This window comes from Indiicoccus explosivorum, assembly GCF_002167005.1.
Lineage (GTDB): Bacteria > Bacillota > Bacilli > Bacillales_A > Planococcaceae > Indiicoccus > Indiicoccus explosivorum.
Genome location: NZ_NHTN01000053.1, coordinates 35,677 through 53,753, shown reverse-complemented (window position 1 = coordinate 53,753; position 18,077 = coordinate 35,677). Strand labels below are relative to the sequence as shown.

The following is an 18,077-nucleotide window of genomic DNA, read 5'->3' as shown; positions in this document are numbered from 1 at the left end:
GAGAATAAAAATCGGGGGACAAAAATTTCAGCGGTTTTTTATGAATGGATGCTGATTTTTCACATTTGGAAGTATCTACCCCGTTTCCGGTAGTAACGAACCCTCATTTGGTAGTAACGGACCCTCATTTGGCAGTAACGAACCCTTTTTCGGTAGTAACAGCTCCCCCGTCTAAAAACGAACAGCCGCCCCGTGCCGGAGCGGCTGCCGATTTAATTCAAAATATACTTCTCGAACACGTCCGTGAAGTCTTTCTTCGTGTACTCCTCGTACTTGCCTGTCAGCCAGCTGAAAACATGCTCATTGATGTTCACGTACTGCTCTGCCGGGTTGCCGCCCTGCCCGCCGGCACGGCCGATGGAACTGGCTGCGACATCGAGGCTGCGGTCCGCGAATTTCAGCATTTTCGCATTTTCTTCGGTGATGCGTGACAGGGCGATGAGCGCTTTGTACAAATCCTTGATTTCCGCCAGGAACTTTTTGTGCACATCGATCGACAGCACCTGACCGCCGATCGTGAACTTGATCTCCACATCAAGGTCGACTGTGCCTGCGGTTTCGAGCGCCACGTTCGATACCGTGTGCTGGTAGTAGTCGAAGCGCTTCAGCGTCCGCTTTTTGCTGGCGGCGTTCGCGCCATCGACGTGGATCAGGGCTTTATTCGTAAAGCAGTATTCATCCGACTTCGATTTGATCAGGAAAAAAATCTTCTCCCCGTCTTCGTGCATAACGTAATCGTCCGCATCCACCTTGTCATAGTCTTCCTTTTTGATGACGGATCCGATGTCGCTCAGCCCGAGCGCATCCGACGCCATTTTCCCGAACATACCCATCTTCATCTCTCCTTTTTAACAAACCCGATTTTGTACTTCTTTTTTGCCGATGCACGCCAATATCGCTTCCGCATTGAGCTGCATCATGGCGTGGCGCGCCTGGATACTGGCGCTTCCGATGTGCGGTGTGACCGTGACGTTCGGCAGCGACAGCAGCGGGTGATCCGTCGGCACCGGCTCCTGCTCGAAGACGTCGAGACCTGCCGCCCAGATTCCGCCGTCCTTCAGCGCCTTCTCCAGCGCTTTTTCGTCCACGATACCGCCGCGGGCGACGTTGATGAGACACGCCGTTTCTTTCATGAGGCCGAGTTCCCGTTCGCCGATCATGCCGGCGGTTTCCGATGTATACGGTGTCAGCAGCACGACGAAATCCGATTCCTTCAGCAGTTCATCGAAATCCGAATAAATGAAGTCCTCGAACCGCCGGCGCGTCCGGTTATGATACAGGACCCGCATGCCGAACCCTTTCGCCCGGCGCGCGACCGCTTCCCCGATCCGGCCCATACCGATGATGCCGATTGTGGCGCCGTACACGTCCTGCCCTGTGAAACCGAGCGGTGTCCATGCTTTCCACTCGCCTGCCCGCAGCGCACGCGACGCTTCCGACAGCCGGCGGGCGGTCGACAGCAGCAGGGCGAATGTGAGATCCGCCGTCGCTTCCGTCAGCGCATCAGGTGTGTTCGTGACGATCACGCCGTTATCCCGGGCCGCATCGAGATCGATGTTGTTGTAGCCGACCGCCAGATTCGAAATGATCTTCAAGTTCGGCGCCTTCTCGATAAGTTCCCGGTCGATCGCATCCGACAGCATCGACCAGATCGCCGTCGCTTCCGCCGCTTCTTTCAGGAGAATATCGCGGGGCACCGGCGTCTCTTCTTCTTTCCACATCCGGACTTCCACTTGATCGCCGAGCGCGGCGATTGCCTCATCAGGTAATTTACGGGTCACGTACACAATCGGTTTCACTTTTTTACCTCCAGTCAATCTATTTTCTATTAAGTGTAACAATTAAAAAAACCGCCGGCAAATGCCGGCAGTTATCACTTTCTGTCTTTCACAAGACGAATATACCAAATGACAGCCGCCACGAATAACACCACGAGCAGCACGTAGACGACGTTCGAGAATACATCGAACTTCGCCACGACGTCTTCCCAATTTTCCCCGACAGACGCGCCGAGCCACACAAGCACCGTGTTCCAGATGATCGTACCGAGCGTCGTGAAGACGAGGAACGGCACAAGATGCATGCCGGAACTGCCTGCCGGAATCGAAATCAGGCTCCGGATGAGCGGGATGAACCGGCAAAAGAACACAGTCCAGATGCCATATCTCATAAACCAGCCATTTGCTTTATGCAGATCTTCCTTTTCAAGCCGCAGCCATTTGCCGTGTTTTTCAATGATCCGTTCCAGCCGGGCGATACTCATGAAACGGCCGACACCGTACAGAATGATGGCGCCCGCGACGGATCCGGCTGTCGAGACGGCGATGACGCCGAAGACGGTCAGACGGGTTGTCGCCGTCATGAAGCCGCCGAATGTCAGAATGACTTCAGACGGGATGGGCGGAAATACGTTCTCAAGCATGATGAGGAAAAACACGCCCCAGTAGCCGTAATTCGCCATCGCGTCTGTAATCCAATTTTCCATAAACCCTTTTCCTCCTGTTTGCGGACAGCCGGCACCCGATCGGGGCGCCGGCTTTTATTTTCCGTATACCCTCCATCATAGCAAAAAAACAGCCGCTCCGGAGAGCAGCTGCCAATAAAAGACGTTCGGGCCGGAAGAAAGTTCCGGTTTTCGTTACATGATCAGGAACACGGCGCCGATGATGACGCCGCTCAGGACGAGGACGAATACACAGTAACCCATGATGTCCTTTGCCCGCAGTCCGGCAATGGCCAGTGCCGGAAGCGCCCAGAATGGCTGGATCAAGTTCGTCCAGGCGTCACCCCAGGCGACAGCCATCGCGGTTTTAGCGAAGCTGACATCGAGCGACGCGGCCGCATCGAGCATGACCGGTGCCTGAACAGCCCACTGTCCGCCGCCGGAAGGCACGAAAAAGTTCACAAGTCCCGCGGACAGGAACGCAAACAGCGGGAACGTCTCAGGCGTCGAGATGCTGACGAAGCCTTCTGAAATGACCGCTGCCAGGCCCGAAGCGGTCATCATGCCCATAATCCCTGCATAGAACGGGAACTGGATGATGATGCCCCCCGCGCCTTTGACCGCATTCGCTACGGCGTTCAGGAACCTGCGCGGCGTTCCGTGCAGAACGATGCCGAGGAACAGGAAAATGAAGTTGACGATGTTCAGGTTCAAGTTGAACCCGTTCGCCGAGAAATAAATGGCCAAGTACGCAATGCCGAGCGCACCGATGACCAGGGAGACGGCCGCGCTGTCCTCGAGCCGCGAAGCCGGCGTCGCTTCGACGGCCGCCGCCGGTTCAGGCTGCGGCTTCAGCAGTTCGGGATCGACGGATACCGTTTCCTCCTCTTTCGGCATCATCAGCCGGTTCAGCACCGGAATTGTCAGGAACAGCAGCGCCACGATCGTCAAATTCAGCGGTGAGAAGATCGTCTCTGTCGTCGGGATGATGCCGATCAATTCAGCGAACGGATGGTCCGGTGTCGCCACGGACAGCGGGATGGACCCCGCCAGGCCGCCGTGCCAGACGACGAATCCGCTGTAAGCGCTTGCAATAAGCAGCCGGTAATCCACTTTCGGCACTTTCTTGGCGAGCTCGCGCGCAAACAGGGCACCGATGACCAAACCGAATCCCCAGTTGATCCAAGAGGCAATCATGGAGACGACCGTCACGAGCAAAATCGCACTCCCTGCCGATTTCGCCGTAGATGCCAGTCCGACCAGGATTTTCTGGAAGAACGGCGAACTCGCCAGCACGTGTCCGGCGACGAGGACGATGACCATCTGCATGGCGAAGGTCAGAAGCGCCCAGAATCCTTCTCCCCAGTACAGCACCATCTCGAACGGGCTGGACGGAGTCAATGCGAGCCCCAACAAGAACACAGCGAGCGTAAGAATGACGACAAATATGTACGGATCCGGCAAATAGCGCTCCATGAGCCTGTTGGCGGCTCTGCTCAATGCCTGCATAACCATTTCCCCTTTCTGAAAGAAATCACTATTCATACTATTAAATTTTATCGCGCCCAATTAAGGAAGTCTATGGTTTTTTTGGAAGTCCCATCGAAAACTCAGCCTCAAGTCTTAGCTCAAAATGCGGTCGAAGTCCGTTTGGCAAGAACCGGCACGCTGATACGATAAGAATGTAAACACGGCAGCGGCAAAGGCGCTGCACACTCAATCAAGGAGGCAATACGATGAACAAATTTTGGCTCGCAGTCATCGGCATTACGGCAGGAATCGTGGCGCTCGCGAATCTTGGTTCGCTCCTCGGCCTGATCGTCTCGGCTCTGGTCATCTACGTCGGCGTCCGCTTTTACCGCACGAGCATTTCCACACTCGCAAAAATCTGGTGGGGCATTGTGGCGGCTGTCGGTGTGATCACCGCCATCTCGAATGTGCCCGCGTTCTTCGCCGTCGCGGCGCTCGTCGTCCTGTGGATGGTCTGGCGCAAGTGGAACGGCGACGAAGTGCGCATGACCCGCAAAAACGATCCGTTCACGAATTTTGAAAAACAATGGAAAGAACTCACCAAATAAGGAGGAAATCAATGATGACAACTGCATGGAACCGTCTGAAATTCGCCTTTGCATCCGACATCGACGCACTGCTCACAAAAAAAGAACAGCAAAATCCGCTCGCGCTCCTCAACCGGTATATCAAGGATGCGGAACAGCAGACAGCGGATACCGGCAAATGGCTCGAACGCCAGTCACAGCTGATCACCAAGCTGGAGAAAGAACTGGAAGAAGCGTCTGCCCTGCTCGAAAAACGCAGCCGCCAGCAGGAACTTGCCGCTGCCGCCGGCGAAGAAGAACTCGCGCAGTTCGCCGAACGTGAAACGGCGGCGTACAGCGGACGGGTCAGCACGCTGGAAGCCAGCATCGCGGACAACCGCAAGGAGTATCAGCTCCTGGAACAGAAATACGAAGACATGAAGCATAAAGTGAAAGACATGAAAATCCGCCAGCTCCAGCTGATGGGCAAGGAAAACGCGACACGGGCGAACGTCTACATGGACCGGGTGCTCCACCCGGAAAAGGATGAGGAAGGCTTCGGGACTGCTGACGAAATGAATTCGTACATCGAACGGCTCGGCAGCCGGATCGAAGAACAGCACGAACAGAATGTGCTCGTGCACCGGCTCGAAGCGCTCGAAAAAAACAGCGCACACGGCGAAGAAATCAGGTAAACTGACAATAAGACAAGGTCCGGGGGCGGAATGCTTCCGGACCGTTTTATCAGGAATCCGCCGGAATCCCGCACACTGACGAAAGGAGCGACCGGTATGCTGCGCCAATTCACGACGAATCAGCAAGTGTTTTTCCTGCTGCTGATTTTTGTCCTGCTGTTCGTGGAATCGACATTCTTCCATAACGGCACGGTCTTTTTAGCCGTTCTCGGCTTCATTTTCATGTATATCGGCACGCGCAATTATCACCGGTTCGGCAAAGCGCTGTTCTGGCTCGGCGTCCTGTTTTTGGCAGCGGCCATCCTGTCGCTGTGGACGCTCCGGTTCGTCGTGCTCGTGACTGCCCTGGTGCTGATGGTCCGGCTGTGGAGAGGGGAAAATTCCCAGCAGGAAGTCCCGCTTATGGGCGGATCGGAACCGAAAGCCGATGGCCGCGGACTGATCCGCAATAAACTGTTCTCGGCCCAGTCGACGCCGGCTGAAGCGTACGAATGGAAAGATATCCACGTTCAGGGCCTGGCCGGAGATCTCCGGATCGATGTGACCCGGACGGTGCTTCCGAAACGGACGTCCCTCATTTCCATCCGGCAGGGATTCGGAAAAGTGCGGATCATCGTCCCGTATGAAGTGCCGGTCCGCGTGTTTTATTCCACCCTCTACGGAGATGCGCGGCTGTTCAGCAACCCGAAGCAGCGGATCCTTTACAGCACGGTTCAGGCCCATGATGGATACAGTCAGGAGGAAGCTTCACAGCGCGAACTGATCATTTCCCTGACGACCTGGATGGGCGATGTGGAGGTGATCCGGCAATGAACACGATCGTGTCCCGGAGTTTCGGGCTGCTGCTGCTGTTTTCTGCTGTCGCGATCGGTCTTCTCACCCTATTCCTCGGGCAGCCGTCCGGGAACTGGCTGTTCCTGTGGACAGAGACGGAGGCCGGGATGCCCGTCGGCGTGTGGCTGTTCGTTTTGGCCGCGTCCCTAGCAGCCGGTCTCGCCTGGTGGATCGAGCTGTCGTCGAGGACGGCCATCAAAGAAACGGGACAGGTGCTCGAATCGCTGGCACAGAATGAAGAACGGGCGGTCGGACTGGCGGAACTGCGGACCATTCCGGCAGAATTGCGCCCGTCGCTCATCCGGATGGGCAATCTGCTGGAATCACAGCGGACGAGCCTGACCCGGATTTCCAATGAAAGGGCGGAAACCCAGGAAAAACTGATTCAGGAGCAGCTGATCATCGAGCGGCAACGGCTCGCCCGAGAACTGCATGATTCCGTGTCCCAGCAGCTGTTCGCCGCGTCCATGCTGCTGTCGTCCATGACAGAGACCCGGGAAGCGGAGCCGGTGCTGCTGCAAACTGAGAAAATCGTCCAGCAGGCGCAGCTCGAGATGCGGGCGCTTCTTCTGCACCTCCGACCCGCGGCGCTGCACGATAAATCACTCCGGGAAGGGCTTTCCGAACTGCTTGATGAACTGAAAGAAAAAGTGACGCTTGAAATCACCAGCCGGCTGGAGGAAGTGCCGCTTCCGAAAGGAGCGGAGGACCATCTGTTCCGCATCGCGCAGGAAACGCTGTCGAATACGCTCCGTCACTCGAAAGCGACGGAAGTCCAGGTTTTATTCGTCGAACGGGACGGCCAGGCGATCCTCCGCATCGAAGACAACGGCATCGGTTTCGGCGGTGAGCAGGCGAAGTCCGCCAGCTACGGGCTGAAGCACATCGAAGAGCGTGCAGTGGAAATCGGGGCGGTCAGCAAAATCGTCTCCGTCCCTTCCGAAGGGACGATCGTGGAAGTGAAAGTACCGGCTGAAAGGAGAGAACCGCATGATACGGATCCTGCTCGCAGATGACCATGAAATGGTGCGCATCGGGGTATCGGCGTATTTACAGGCACAGGCCGACATGGAAGTGGTCGGCGAAGCGGCGGATGGCAAGGAAGCGGTGGAAATGGCGCTCCGGCTCCGGCCGGATATCGTCCTGATGGACATGGTGATGCCCGGCATGAACGGCGCCGAAGCGACCGCCGAGATCGTCCGCCAATGGCCTGAAGCGAAAATCATGGTCGTCACGAGTTTCATCGACGACGACAAAGTCGTGCCCGCCCTCGAGGCAGGCGCTGTCAGCTACATATTGAAGACATCGAAAGCGGCCCGCGTCGCCGCATCGATCCGGGAAACGGTGACCGGGACGCCGGTGCTTGAGCCGGAAGTGATGAACAAAATGATGAAGCGGATGCGTCACGGGCGCGTGCCGCATGAGGAATTGACGGAGCGGGAAATGGAGATCCTCCTGCTGCTGGCGAAAGGCTACTCGAACCAGGAGATTGCCGACGAGCTGTACATCGCGCTGAAGACGGTGAAGACGCACGTCAGCAACCTGCTGGCAAAACTTGATGTCCATGACCGCACGCAGGCCGTCATCTATGCATTCGAGCACCGGCTGATCGCGCCGGGGGAATCGTAATGATCTGAAGAAATCGCTTCAGGCGGACGCTTTCTGACCCTGAGATAAATGCGAGAATGTTGATCATCTCTGCTGCGGTTGACGAAAAATCAATTTATCAGCGCACAAAATTTATTCTGTTACTTTAAAAATTGAAGCTTGACCTGCGAAGATCGCTCGATAAACCCCGGGTGAGAGCTTATATTTTAAATCCTCTGTCAGTAATTTTAGTTTTCCAGTTTTGCCAGCAGGAAGGTCTAAGCCGATTGCTGGAATGAATGTAGATGCTAATGGGAACTCATGCCACTGTCCGTCTGTTTTTTTCTCTATCTCAAAATTGGCGCCTGATCTAAAGGTTTCTTCAGATTCATTTTCTACTACTAGTATAATTTCAGGAGTATCGACTTTATAAACTTCTTCCTCTGTTTTGATACTGATTCCATCTTTTGAAAAAGCTAGTTCTTGAGATTCCACGTTTTTATTAGCGTTGGTTTCATCCATCGTTTTTTGACAAGCTAACAATGAAAGTGGGAGAAAAATCAATAAAAGGTAAAAAGAATATTTACGCATCAAAAGACACTTCCTTTGACTTAGAATCTGCATTTTTTCAGCAAAGTGAAGTAAAGTTATCATGGGTATTCATACATTAAGCAACTCGGCGTTTTAACGTAAAGTCAGTTGCCGATTTAATGATACAGGTCTTTGGCCGAAATTCCACCGCCTTTCATACTTCTTGCAGGAAGCGAAAAAATGGAAAAGCAAATCAATTTATCTTAATTTTCTGATATCAATGATTACAAGTGATGACTCAATCATTAGTTTACTGTGGTATACTCCTAATTTCAATTGTCTGGAAAAAGTGTTTGTTTGAAAAACATTAATTTAACGGTAAAAAAACAGGAGACCCATTCAACTGTGAATTGGATCTCCTTTACAATATTATTCAGGTTTTCGCACCTCAAAATAGGACCGGTTCCCCGGCGATTATTATCATTCACTCCACTATTTCACAGCCGTGCTCCTTGATCCGCAGCACGAGCTGTTCTTCCGAAATCCGTTCCCGGTCATATTCGACGGTCACCCGCTCTTCTTCGACATCGACGAGCGCCCGCTCCACGCCGGGTGCGTCGAGCAGTTTTTTATCCAGCGTCTCGATCGCCCGTTCGCCGGGGATGTTCTTGATGGTGAAGGTTGCTGTTTCCATTGGGTTCATCCTTTCGAAGGTTCCTTTATTCCCATGTATACCCAAAAACCCCCCTTCGAAATCAGGCTGCCGGCATCGTCACCGTCACTTTGAACAGATCCCCGTCGACATCGATCCGGAGATTCCCGCCATGGAGACCGGCGATCGACTGGGCGATGGCGAGGCCGAGCCCCGACCCTTCCGTCCCTCTCGACGTATCTCCCCGCTTGAACCGTTCAAACAGTTCATCGGTATCCGTGCCGATTTCGTGGCGCGTGACATTTTTGATCGTGAATTCCGCCTGTCCCGCCTCTTCTTTCAATGAAACATAGACCCGCGTTCCCGGGAGCGCGTATTTGATTGCGTTAAGAATGAGGTTGTCCATGAGCCGCCACCATTTCTGCCCGTCCGCGTAAATGATGAGCGGGCGTTCCGGCGCCGTCACCCGGAAAAGGAGACCGGATTCCGTGATGTCTTCTTCGTGCTCCGCCAGCGCCTGCTGCATGAGCTGGGCGGCATCCACTTTCTGACGCTGCAGGTCCATATTGCCCGATGCCATTTTGGACACTTCGAACAAGTCTTCGATCAGCACTTTCAGCCGCTGGGATTTCCGGTCGAGTATGCCGACGTACGACTGCCGGTCCTCTTCAGGAAGTGATGGGTTTTTCAGCAGATCGGTATAGGTGATGATCGAGGTCAGCGGTGTGCGGAGGTCGTGGCTGACGTTCGTGATCAGTTCGGTCTTCAGCCGTTCGCTTTTCGCCTGTTCCGACAGCGACAGCCGGACCCCTTCCTTCAGTGTATTCAGCGCTCTCGCATGACCTGCCAAAACCGATTTCCCGCGCACCGGCAAATCCCCGGCCAGCCTGCCTGCCGCCAATTGGTCCGTCCCGTCGATCAGCTGGGCCAAATAGCCGAAGCGCTTGACAAGTCCATAAAGCACCGGGAGCCCGATCAGGAGGCTCGCCGGCACGAGGACGAGCAGCAGCGGCGGGTAGAGCACGGTGATCGCCGTCCCCGCCCCCCAGAAGAACACGACAGTCAGCAGCAGCAGCACTTGTGTCCGGATCTTCCGGTTCTGGTAAGCCAGTTTTGAGTAGCCGATGAAACGGGCAGTGATCCCGTCCCGCATATCTGCGATGAGCCGGTCCGGTTCCCGGTACTCTTCCCAGAGCCAGACGGCTTGCATGATTACAGCGGCCAGCAGCAGAACCGACAGCGCGATGGCGATCAAGAGCGTCGGGATATGAGGGAAACTGAAAACATACCCGTACGCCAGCTCCCAGAACAGCTCGATGTAAAATTTGTCCAGGGCGAGCAAGACGAAGAAAACCGTAGCTGCCAGCAGCAGGACTTTCCCTTCGAACGGCCATTCCCCGGTCCATGCGCGGAACCGATCGGCCTCGAACCACTTCCGGTCGAATTTGATCGAGTACAGGATGAGGCCCGCGACAGAGATTAAGGGAATCAACACGAGCAACAGCGGCCACCGGGCGGTTCCGGCATCATCCAGCGCGAACAGACTCATCAGCAAAACACTCAGACTGAACAGCCATAGCCATTTCTGCATCTCACTCCCCGCCTCCCGCTCTTTGCTGCAGCAGCGTCAGCAGTTCCGCCGACCGCTGATCGAGCGCGATCTCGAACAGCGAGCCGAAACAATACATTAACGTGAAAAGGCCGATGACGACAGCGATGATCGACCAGAGATCACTTTTCCATTTTGTAGCCAATGCCCCACACCACCTTCACGTACCGCGGATTTTTCGGATCCGCCTCGATTTTTTCCCGGATTTTCCGGATATGTACCGCCACGATATTTTCCGCGTTGTACGCCGGCTCGTTCCAGACCCGCTCGTAAATGTCTCGGATCGAGAACACCCGGCCGGCATTCGTCATCAGCAGCTCCGTGATCTTATACTCGATCGGTGTCAGCCGGATCGGCTCTCCGTCGAGCAGTACTTCTTTCGCTTCCGGATCCAGGGAGAGTCCGTCGATCTCCAGCTGGCGGGTTTTTTCCTCGTAAGTGCCGAGTGTAACGTAACGTCGGAGCTGTGACTTCACCCGCGCGATGAGTTCCATCGGATGGAACGGCTTCGTGACGTAGTCATCCGCCCCCACCGACAGGCCGTGGATTTTATCCGACTCCTCCGCTTTCGCGCTCAGCATGATGATCGGGATGTTGCGCTCCTCCCGTATGCGGAACGTCGCCCGGATCCCATCCATTTTCGGCATCATGATATCCAGTATGATGACATGGACCTCATTCTCCGCCAGCAGCTCAAGCGCCTCCAGACCGTTCGCCGCCTTCAGGACGCGGTAGCCTTCATTTTTCAAATAAATCTCGATGCCGTCCCGGATATCCTGATCGTCATCCGTCACAAGCACGGTAAACTGCGTCATCCGTTCCCCCTCCATTCACTTCCAGGTTTAGTGTAACCCGAAAATCTTAAGCCCAACCGATGGAATAAATGAAGAAATTCTTAAGAAATCCACCGCTTCGCGGAAAGCGCCACAATTCCGGCAAGCAGCAGCGCCACCCCTGTCCAGGCTAGCGCACTGAGCGTCTCCCCGACGAGCAGGACACCAAGGAGCGCGGCCGTCAGCGGCTCGGCGAGCGACAGCGTGACGGCCGCCGATGAACGGATGTGCCGGAGTCCCGCGGAAAACAACATATAGGCAAGCGTCGTGGCTCCGATGCCGAGATACAGCAGCACCGCCAGATTGCCCGCTTCCGCCGCGTAGCCGGTATCGAACACCCATAAAAACGGCAGCAGCAAAAGCGCGGCGAGCGAGAAAATGACCGCGACAGCGGAAACGGTATCCATCCGCTCGAGCGCCTGCTTGCTGACGGTGGCGTACGTGGCGAACGCGAGACCGCCGCCGAGCCCCGCCAGCACACCGGCCGGATCGATCGTCAGCGTCTCCCCTTCCGCGAACAGCAGGATGCAGCCTGCGATCGCCAGCGCTGTCGCCAGCACCCAGACCCGGTCCGGCCGCCGCTTCAAAAACAGCCACTCGATGATGCCGGAAAGCATCGGCGCACTGCCGATCGTTACAACAGTGCCGACCGCGATGCCGGTCAGCTGGACGGATGAAAAGAACAGCGGCTGGAACAGCGCCATGCTGACGGCTGAAAGGAACACCGAGGCTCCGGCGGTTCTGTTCAGCTTCAATTTGCCTGCGGCGGCTGCGAAAATCAGCAATGAAAAGCCGCCGATCGCCAGGCGGAACGCACCGATCGTGAGCGGATGCGCTTCCCCTTCGATGAATGATTGTGCGGTGCCGGTCGTCCCCCAAAGGATGGCGCCAAGCAGGACGAATAAGTAAGCCATGGATGATTCCTCCGGTTTTATTGTCTGAAATGCGGTTTGCAATCGGCAGTGTGCCATTTGCGTGCGTTATTTCCGTTTTGCGTGCGTTATTTCCGTTTTGAGTGCGTTATTTCCGTTTTGCGTGCGTTATGCCGTGTTTCTGTGCGTTATTCCGCTTCACCCATGCGGCACAGGGTTTATTGCTTAAAAGCAGGACCGGCCCTTCACCAGCCGCCTTAATCCATGAAAATCTTTCCTAAAAATACCACACTGCCGCCCCGCCGGCTATATGCAAAAAGATGAACCGAGCGGAGTCCCGATGATTGAGCCAGCCGGCATATCAATTTATACTGAAACAAAGAGGAGGTGGATCTCATGTATCGGACGATCACGGAAACCGCCGCTTATTTGTCGATGCCTGAGGAACAAGTGATCCGCTATGTGCTCGAGGGCCGCATCCGCGCGGTCCATGACGGAACCCAGTACTTGATCAACACCTCTCAATTCGAACGGCATTTTGAACAGCTGGAGGTCGCCAAGCAGGAACTGGAAGAATGGCTGGCGACGCCGGTCCCTGACGACCCGGATATCCAGGACGAGGATTAGGCAGAGAAAAAGGACCCGCAGGCGATTCCGCCCGCGGATCCTTTTTCAGTCAGTCATCCTGTTCCAGCCGGTCCTTGATGAGGTAGCCCCATTTCTCGAATTCCACTAAAAACCCATCATGGCCGTAAACCGTTTCCACTAGTTCGTGTTCGGCTGCCGGCTGTTTTTTCAGCCAGTCGCTCATCCCGGTGGACGGATAAAGCAAGTCATTCGTGAACGACAGTGCGAAAATCCCGGTTTCGATTTTCTCCTCCGATACATCGTGTGAATTCATCGCCCGGAGCAGCGTGATGTACGAGTTGGCGTCGAAGCGCCTCGCCAATTTCGCGCCCTGGTGATCAAGGTACGATTCCACTTCGAACATTTCGCCGTTATGGTCCCGTCCGAAGCGTTCAGCGAAGAGCTTATCGCTTCTGTAAGTCACCATGGCGGCCATGCGCGCGATCTCAAGCCCTTTCAGATCGGCCGAACTCTCATAGTGGCCGTTCAGAAACAGCGGATCGTTCTCGATGGCACGGATGCCGATCGTGTTGAAGGCGATGCCATATGGACTGAGGGCAGGCGATGCTGCGACCGGAATGACGAAATCCAGCATTCCGGGATACTGGCTTCCCCATTCGAGCGCCCGCATCCCGCCGAGCGACCCGCCGATGACCGCCCTCATCTTTCCGACGCCAAGGAGATCGAGCCCTTTCCGCTCGGCCCTGACCATATCGCGGACCGTGACCGCCGGAAACGCGCTTCTGTATTGTTCCCCTGTTGCAGGGTTGACGGAGAGCGGGCCGGTCGATCCGTGGCACCCGCCGATCGCATTGAATGAAAGGACTCGGAAACGGTCGGTGTCCACTGCTTTTCCGGGGCCGATCAGCCCTTTCCACCAGCCGCCCGCGGCGTACTGATCGCCTGTCAGTGCATGGCATATAAGGACGACGGGCCCTTCCGGATTGCCGGTATCTTCGTATGCCAGCACAGTTTCGGGCAGCACATCCCCCGATTCCAGCTCATGCGGACCGATTTCGACCGTTTCCATCATTTATTCCCCCTTAAACGTTGGCAGGCGCCGCCGCGCGGATCGCCTGTTCCAGATCTGCAATCAAATCTTCCGGGTTCTCCAGCCCGACCGACAGCCGGATGAGTTCCTCCGTCACACCCGCTTTCTGCAGTTCTTCCGCCTGCAGCTGCTGATGTGTCGTGGATGCCGGATGGATGATCAGCGACTTAGCATCACCCACGTTCGCCACGTGCGACCAGAGGGTTACGCTGTCAATCAGCTTCCGGCCGGCTTCGCGGCCGCCTTTAATGCCGAAATTGACGATCGAGCCGAACGTATCCTTCAAGTACTTCTGCGCGCGGCTGTAGGACGGGTGATCTTCGAATCCGATATAATTCACCCATTCCACCTGCGGATGGTCTTTCAGATACGCTGCCACTTTCCCGGCATTTTCGCTATGGCGCGGAATGCGCAAATGCAGCGTTTCCAGCCCCTGCAGGAAGGTGTGCGCGCTTTCCGGGCTCAGTGACGGTCCGAAATCGCGCAGCAGCTGGACGCGGAGCTTCGTCGCAAACGCCGCATCCGGCACATCGACGCCGTAGCGGATGCCGTGATACGTCTGATCCGGTTCCGTGAAGCCCGGGAACCGGCCGCCCGTCCAGTCGAACTTGCCGGCGTCCACTGCGATGCCGCCGATCGCGGTGCCGTGTCCGCCGATCCACTTTGTCGCCGAATGGATGACGACGTCCGCCCCGAACTCGATCGGATTGCTGCCGAACGGCGATGCGAAAGTGTTATCGATAAAAAACGGGACGCCGTGCGAATGGGCCACTTCCGCTACCCGCTCCACATCGAGCACGTGCAGGCTCGGGTTGCCGATGATCTCACCGAACACCGCTTTCGTCTTATCTGTGATCGCTTTCCCGAAGTTCTCCGGGTCTGTCCCGTCCACGAACTTCACCGTGATGCCGTAGCGCGGGAGCGACGTCGCGAACAGATTGTAGGTGCCGCCGTAGAGATTGCTGTCGGCGACGATTTCGTCACCGGCTCCCGCCACGTTCAGGATCGAAAACGCGATCGCCGCCATGCCGGAAGACAGCGCGACCGCCGCCGTCCCGCCTTCCAAAAGCGTCGTACGCTGTTCGAATACGTCCACCGTCGGATTCATGATGCGGGAATAGATGTTACCCGCTTCTTTCAATGCAAACAGATTCTGCGCGTGCTCCGTGTCCTTGAACACATAGGATGTCGTTTTGTGGATCGGCACGCCGCGTGCCCCTGTTCCCGCATCCGGCGCCTGTCCCCCGTGAAGCAATTGTGTTTCCGGTTTGAAGTCTGTCATGTCGTTTCCTCCTCTTAGTTTAAGTTAACTGAAAATTCGTGCCTGGCACCAATTTTCTGTCAATGGTCATCCCGATGGAAAGCAGATGAGGAGGAACGAAAAAAAGCGCCTCTCGTGAAGAAGAGGGCCGCTTTCGCAGACAAACCTCCTCTCATCTGTCAGACCGCAATGCGGTCTGTAGGACTTGGCACCATTCCAAGCAGCAGCTTGGCGGTTGCCGGGCATCACAGGGCCTAATCCCTCCGCCTCTCTTGATAAGAGTGATCCGATTCAGTTTTCCATCTTGTAGGTCAGTATAGAGAACTTCCGGCAGGCATGTCAAGGAAATTCCGGAGAATTCTGAAACCTGCAGCCCGGCAGAAGCGTTTAATGGAGTAACAGAATTTTTATTCGGGAGGGATGGTCATGGCAGGCTGGCTTGCTGCCGCACTGGCGATCGGTTATTCGATTGGCGCAGTGCACGGCTCCGTTGCGGCACGGATGCTTTCAGGGGTGAATATCAAATCGGAAGGGGTGAAGAATTCAGGTGCATCGAACGCCGCCATCGTGCTCGGCTGGAAGTACGGGGCGCTCGTCGCGGCGATCGATATCGGGAAAGGGGCAGCGGCGGTCCTGCTGCTCCGGCTGCTGCTGGCGGATGCTGCGCTTCCGCCGCAGGCTGTGTGGACGCTGCTGTTTTTGACCGGTGCCGCCGCTGTCATGGGCCATAACTTCCCGTTCTATATGGGATTCGACGGCGGGAAAGGGACGGCGGCCGTGATTGGGGTGCTGCTGGCACTCGACTGGCGGTTCGGCCTTGCGGGGCTCGCGCTCCTCGTCGCCTTGTCGCTCGTGACCGATTATCTTGTCATCGGTGTGCTCGCGCTCTATGCGGTCTTCATCTTCACCGCCGCCGGACCGGCATCCGGCATCTGGCCGGTCGCCATCGCTTCCGCCCTGTTCATCATGGCGGTATGGAAGCACATCGACAATATCCGCCGCATCGCGGACGGCACGGAAAACAAAGTGTCCGCCGTGTTCCGGAAGAAACCGGCGAAAGCTGCGTAAATATTTTTTTCAAAATGTTGTTGACTTTTGATGACCGAGCCCATAAAGTAGGTATCACGAATCGAATAACACGCATCACTTTCTTATCCAGAGAAACCGAGGGACAGGCCCTATGACGTTTCGGCAGCGGGTCCGCATTGAGCGGACACTGTGCCAACTCCTGCAAATGCGCACCTGCGCATTTGGAAGATGAGAAGGGTGGCTTTACTATTGAAGCCCTCTTTTTTCTTGCTGGTTGAGAAAAAAGAGGGCTTCTTTTGTTTTTTATTCGACTACAACTTATTGAGGAGGCAAGGCAATGATCCAATTCGAAGGCGTCACGAAAACATACAAATCCGGGAAGCGTGAAGTCCATGCGCTGAACGGCATCGACCTGACCGTCGGGACCGGGGAGATCTATGGCGTCATCGGTTTCAGCGGCGCCGGAAAAAGTTCGCTCATCCGGACCGTCAACCTGCTGGAACGGCCATCCGCCGGGACGGTGAAAATCCATGGCCGGGATATATCGGCCCTGTCCCCCAAGGAAATCCGGGCGGCCCGGAAAGACATCGGGATGATCTTCCAGCACTTTAACTTGCTGACTTCCAAGACGGTGTTCACCAACATCGCGATGCCGCTCATCCTGTCCAAAACACCGAAAGCGGAGATCCGGACACGTGTGACGGAACTGCTGGAGTTTGTCGGCCTTGCCGATCAGGCGGATAAGTACCCGGAGCAGCTGTCGGGAGGCCAAAAACAGCGGATCGGCATCGCCCGGGCGCTCGCGACGAACCCGTCGGTGCTGCTGTGCGACGAAGCGACGTCAGCACTCGATCCCCAGACGACCCAGTCGATTCTCGACCTGCTCCGGGAAGTGAACCGGAAATACAAAATCACGATCCTGCTGATCACCCACGAAATGGCGGTCATCCGGGAAGTGTGCGATAAAGTGGCGGTCCTTGAGGACGGCCAGGTCATTGAACAGGGCACCGTGTTCGACGTGTTCTCGAACCCCCAGCATGCCACCACCCGGCGCTTCGTCCGGTCCGTCATGAATGATGAACTTCCGGAAAAGCTGCTGAAGCAGATCCGGAACACGGACAGGCAGCAGCCGATCTACCGGATCCAGTTCACCGGCGAGTCTGTGGCATACCCGCTCATTTCGCAGCTGTCCCGCCGCTACGATCTCGAGCTGAACGTCCTGTTCGGCAACATCACCGAACTCCAGGGCATCCCGTACGGCAACCTGATTGTGGAATTCAGCGGGAATCCGGCGGAAATCCAGCGGGCGCTGCTCGAGATCCGGAACAGTCCTGTATTGGCAGAGGAGCTGAACAGCTATGCTAGTTGATCGCGAACAAATCATTGAAGCGCTGTGGGAAACACTTTACATGACGGGCGTGTCGTTCGGCTTTTCCCTTTTGATCGGCTTCCCGCTCGGCATCCTGCTCGTCGTCACGCGCAAAGGCCACCTGCTCGAAAACGAGCCGGTATTCAACGTCCTGAACGCGGTCGTGAACGTTTTCCGTTCCATCCCGTTCATCATCCTGCTGGTCGCCATCATTCCGCTCACGCGGCTGATCGTCGGCACATCCATCGGAACGACAGCGGCGATCGTGCCGCTCGTGTTCTACGCCGGTCCGTATATCGCCCGGCTGATCGAAAACTCGCTCCTTGAAGTCGACAACGGGGTCGTCGAAGCGGCGAAAGCGATGGGCGCCACGCCCGGTCAGATCGTCTTCCGCTTTCTCATCCCGGAAGCCCGCAGTTCACTCGTGCTCGTCATGACCATCGCCATCATCGGCCTGATCGGGGCTTCCGCGATGGCCGGCGCGGTCGGCGGCGGCGGACTCGGCGATCTGGCCATCACATACGGCTACCAGCGGTTCGATACCGGCGTCATGATCCTGACGGTCGCCATCCTGGTCGTACTCGTCCAAGGGGTCCAGACCGGCGGCAACGTCCTGTCGAAAAAACTGCGGAGAAGCTGAACCGCTTT

General features: G+C 56.1%; 21 protein-coding genes and 2 riboswitches. Of the genes, 9 read left to right on the top strand and 12 right to left on the bottom strand.

Annotated elements, in window-relative coordinates; translation table 11 throughout:
- Positions 1 to 212: 212 nt before the first annotated feature.
- The 4 genes from CCE92_RS13260 to CCE92_RS13245 form a co-directional block, all read right to left on the bottom strand.
- A complete protein-coding gene (locus tag CCE92_RS13260) occupies positions 213 to 827 on the bottom strand; it encodes a PH domain-containing protein (RefSeq protein WP_088008654.1) in 615 nt (204 codons plus the stop codon).
- Between the two features lie 21 nt (positions 828 to 848).
- Positions 849 to 1,799 (bottom strand): 2-hydroxyacid dehydrogenase, encoded by a 951-nt coding sequence (locus CCE92_RS13255; protein WP_088008642.1) that lies wholly within the window; start codon positions 1,797 to 1,799, stop codon positions 849 to 851.
- Positions 1,800 to 1,873: 74 nt separating this feature from the next.
- A complete protein-coding gene (locus CCE92_RS13250; RefSeq protein WP_088008640.1) occupies positions 1,874 to 2,485 on the bottom strand; it encodes a DedA family protein in 612 nt (203 codons plus the stop codon).
- A gap of 153 nt (positions 2,486 to 2,638) precedes the next feature.
- Positions 2,639 to 3,952: a short-chain fatty acid transporter gene (locus tag CCE92_RS13245; RefSeq protein WP_088008638.1), complete on the bottom strand. Its 1,314-nt coding sequence runs from the start codon at positions 3,950 to 3,952 to the stop codon at positions 2,639 to 2,641.
- Between the two features lie 227 nt (positions 3,953 to 4,179).
- Here CCE92_RS13245 and CCE92_RS13240 point away from each other — a divergent pair, with 227 nt between their 5' ends.
- From CCE92_RS13240 to CCE92_RS13220, 5 genes are all read left to right on the top strand, one after another.
- The gene (locus CCE92_RS13240) at positions 4,180 to 4,521 is read left to right on the top strand and encodes a lmo0954 family membrane protein (RefSeq protein WP_088008636.1); all 342 of its coding nucleotides are present in this window, start codon (positions 4,180 to 4,182) and stop codon (positions 4,519 to 4,521) included.
- Positions 4,522 to 4,535: 14 nt separating this feature from the next.
- Complete coding sequence (locus CCE92_RS13235; RefSeq protein WP_088008652.1) at positions 4,536 to 5,174, top strand: PspA/IM30 family protein; 639 nt, start codon at positions 4,536 to 4,538, stop codon at positions 5,172 to 5,174.
- A 96-nt stretch (positions 5,175 to 5,270) separates the two neighbouring features.
- Positions 5,271 to 5,987: a cell wall-active antibiotics response protein LiaF gene (gene liaF / locus CCE92_RS13230; protein WP_241536054.1), complete on the top strand. Its 717-nt coding sequence runs from the start codon at positions 5,271 to 5,273 to the stop codon at positions 5,985 to 5,987.
- Complete coding sequence (locus CCE92_RS13225) at positions 5,984 to 7,024, top strand: sensor histidine kinase (RefSeq protein ID WP_088008634.1); 1,041 nt, start codon at positions 5,984 to 5,986, stop codon at positions 7,022 to 7,024. Before liaF ends, CCE92_RS13225 begins: the two co-directional genes overlap by 4 nt.
- Positions 6,999 to 7,637: a response regulator transcription factor gene (locus CCE92_RS13220; protein WP_088008632.1), complete on the top strand. Its 639-nt coding sequence runs from the start codon at positions 6,999 to 7,001 to the stop codon at positions 7,635 to 7,637. The genes CCE92_RS13225 and CCE92_RS13220 overlap by 26 nt, the downstream gene beginning before the upstream one ends.
- A 111-nt stretch (positions 7,638 to 7,748) precedes the next feature.
- Here the strand turns inward: CCE92_RS13220 and CCE92_RS13215 are convergent, their stop codons facing one another.
- The 6 genes from CCE92_RS13215 to CCE92_RS13195 form a co-directional block, all read right to left on the bottom strand.
- A complete protein-coding gene (locus CCE92_RS13215) occupies positions 7,749 to 8,186 on the bottom strand; it encodes an immunoglobulin-like domain-containing protein (protein WP_088008630.1) in 438 nt (145 codons plus the stop codon).
- Positions 8,187 to 8,610: 424 nt separating this feature from the next.
- Complete coding sequence (locus tag CCE92_RS13210) at positions 8,611 to 8,820, bottom strand: heavy-metal-associated domain-containing protein (protein WP_088008628.1); 210 nt, start codon at positions 8,818 to 8,820, stop codon at positions 8,611 to 8,613.
- 61 nt (positions 8,821 to 8,881) lie between these two features.
- Positions 8,882 to 10,369 carry a sensor histidine kinase gene (locus CCE92_RS13205; protein ID WP_088008627.1) on the bottom strand — a complete coding sequence of 496 codons (1,488 nt, stop codon included), beginning with the start codon at positions 10,367 to 10,369 and terminating at the stop codon, positions 8,882 to 8,884.
- 1 nt (position 10,370) lies between these two features.
- Entirely contained in the window at positions 10,371 to 10,532 is a 162-nt protein-coding gene (locus CCE92_RS15885) for a hypothetical protein (protein WP_155522840.1), read from the bottom strand.
- Positions 10,510 to 11,202, bottom strand: a complete 693-nt coding sequence (locus CCE92_RS13200; protein WP_088008625.1) for a response regulator transcription factor — start codon at positions 11,200 to 11,202, stop codon at positions 10,510 to 10,512. Before CCE92_RS13200 ends, CCE92_RS15885 begins: the two co-directional genes overlap by 23 nt.
- An 80-nt stretch (positions 11,203 to 11,282) precedes the next feature.
- Positions 11,283 to 12,134, bottom strand: coding sequence for a DMT family transporter (locus tag CCE92_RS13195; protein WP_088008623.1), 852 nt, complete (start codon positions 12,132 to 12,134; stop codon positions 11,283 to 11,285).
- A 354-nt stretch (positions 12,135 to 12,488) separates the two neighbouring features.
- Here CCE92_RS13195 and CCE92_RS13190 point away from each other — a divergent pair, with 354 nt between their 5' ends.
- On the top strand, positions 12,489 to 12,719 hold the full coding sequence (locus CCE92_RS13190; protein ID WP_088008621.1) for an excisionase family DNA-binding protein: 231 nt from the start codon (positions 12,489 to 12,491) through the stop codon (positions 12,717 to 12,719).
- A 49-nt stretch (positions 12,720 to 12,768) separates the two neighbouring features.
- Here the strand turns inward: CCE92_RS13190 and metX are convergent, their stop codons facing one another.
- Positions 12,769 to 13,749, bottom strand: a complete 981-nt coding sequence (metX, locus tag CCE92_RS13185; protein ID WP_088008618.1) for a homoserine O-acetyltransferase MetX — start codon at positions 13,747 to 13,749, stop codon at positions 12,769 to 12,771.
- Positions 13,750 to 13,762: 13 nt separating this feature from the next.
- A complete protein-coding gene (locus CCE92_RS13180; RefSeq protein WP_088008616.1) occupies positions 13,763 to 15,052 on the bottom strand; it encodes an O-acetylhomoserine aminocarboxypropyltransferase/cysteine synthase family protein in 1,290 nt (429 codons plus the stop codon).
- Between the two features lie 148 nt (positions 15,053 to 15,200).
- Positions 15,201 to 15,313: riboswitch (SAM riboswitch) on the bottom strand.
- A 144-nt stretch (positions 15,314 to 15,457) separates the two neighbouring features.
- On the opposite strand from CCE92_RS13180, the gene CCE92_RS13175 reads away from it, so the two are divergent.
- From CCE92_RS13175 to CCE92_RS13165, 3 genes are all read left to right on the top strand, one after another.
- A complete protein-coding gene (locus tag CCE92_RS13175) occupies positions 15,458 to 16,099 on the top strand; it encodes a glycerol-3-phosphate acyltransferase (protein WP_241536053.1) in 642 nt (213 codons plus the stop codon).
- Positions 16,100 to 16,179: 80 nt separating this feature from the next.
- Positions 16,180 to 16,295, top strand: a riboswitch (SAM riboswitch).
- Positions 16,296 to 16,397: 102 nt separating this feature from the next.
- Positions 16,398 to 17,429, top strand: coding sequence for a methionine ABC transporter ATP-binding protein (locus CCE92_RS13170; RefSeq protein ID WP_088008613.1), 1,032 nt, complete (start codon positions 16,398 to 16,400; stop codon positions 17,427 to 17,429).
- Positions 17,419 to 18,069: a methionine ABC transporter permease gene (locus CCE92_RS13165; protein WP_088008612.1), complete on the top strand. Its 651-nt coding sequence runs from the start codon at positions 17,419 to 17,421 to the stop codon at positions 18,067 to 18,069. Before CCE92_RS13170 ends, CCE92_RS13165 begins: the two co-directional genes overlap by 11 nt.
- The last annotated feature ends 8 nt before the right edge of the window (positions 18,070 to 18,077 follow it).

Bases quoted from the DNA above. Each gene is read 5' to 3' on its own strand.
- CCE92_RS13260 (WP_088008654.1), bottom strand. From the start codon at position 827: ATGTTCGGGAAAATGGCGTCGGATGCGCTCGGGCTGAGCGACATCGGA.
- CCE92_RS13250 (WP_088008640.1), bottom strand. From the start codon at position 2,485: ATGGAAAATTGGATTACAGACGCGATGGCGAATTACGGCTACTGGGGC.
- CCE92_RS13245 (WP_088008638.1), bottom strand. From the start codon at position 3,952: ATGCAGGCATTGAGCAGAGCCGCCAACAGGCTCATGGAGCGCTATTTG.
- CCE92_RS13240 (WP_088008636.1), top strand. From the start codon at position 4,180: ATGAACAAATTTTGGCTCGCAGTCATCGGCATTACGGCAGGAATCGTG.
- CCE92_RS13235 (WP_088008652.1), top strand. From the start codon at position 4,536: ATGACAACTGCATGGAACCGTCTGAAATTCGCCTTTGCATCCGACATC.
- liaF (WP_241536054.1), top strand. From the start codon at position 5,271: ATGCTGCGCCAATTCACGACGAATCAGCAAGTGTTTTTCCTGCTGCTG.
- CCE92_RS13225 (WP_088008634.1), top strand. From the start codon at position 5,984: ATGAACACGATCGTGTCCCGGAGTTTCGGGCTGCTGCTGCTGTTTTCT.
- CCE92_RS13220 (WP_088008632.1), top strand. From the start codon at position 6,999: ATGATACGGATCCTGCTCGCAGATGACCATGAAATGGTGCGCATCGGG.
- CCE92_RS13215 (WP_088008630.1), bottom strand. From the start codon at position 8,186: ATGCGTAAATATTCTTTTTACCTTTTATTGATTTTTCTCCCACTTTCA.
- CCE92_RS13210 (WP_088008628.1), bottom strand. From the start codon at position 8,820: ATGGAAACAGCAACCTTCACCATCAAGAACATCCCCGGCGAACGGGCG.
- CCE92_RS13205 (WP_088008627.1), bottom strand. From the start codon at position 10,369: ATGCAGAAATGGCTATGGCTGTTCAGTCTGAGTGTTTTGCTGATGAGT.
- CCE92_RS13200 (WP_088008625.1), bottom strand. From the start codon at position 11,202: ATGACGCAGTTTACCGTGCTTGTGACGGATGACGATCAGGATATCCGG.
- CCE92_RS13195 (WP_088008623.1), bottom strand. From the start codon at position 12,134: ATGGCTTACTTATTCGTCCTGCTTGGCGCCATCCTTTGGGGGACGACC.
- CCE92_RS13190 (WP_088008621.1), top strand. From the start codon at position 12,489: ATGTATCGGACGATCACGGAAACCGCCGCTTATTTGTCGATGCCTGAG.
- metX (WP_088008618.1), bottom strand. From the start codon at position 13,749: ATGGAAACGGTCGAAATCGGTCCGCATGAGCTGGAATCGGGGGATGTG.
- CCE92_RS13180 (WP_088008616.1), bottom strand. From the start codon at position 15,052: ATGACAGACTTCAAACCGGAAACACAATTGCTTCACGGGGGACAGGCG.
- CCE92_RS13175 (WP_241536053.1), top strand. From the start codon at position 15,458: ATGGCAGGCTGGCTTGCTGCCGCACTGGCGATCGGTTATTCGATTGGC.
- CCE92_RS13170 (WP_088008613.1), top strand. From the start codon at position 16,398: ATGATCCAATTCGAAGGCGTCACGAAAACATACAAATCCGGGAAGCGT.
- CCE92_RS13165 (WP_088008612.1), top strand. From the start codon at position 17,419: ATGCTAGTTGATCGCGAACAAATCATTGAAGCGCTGTGGGAAACACTT.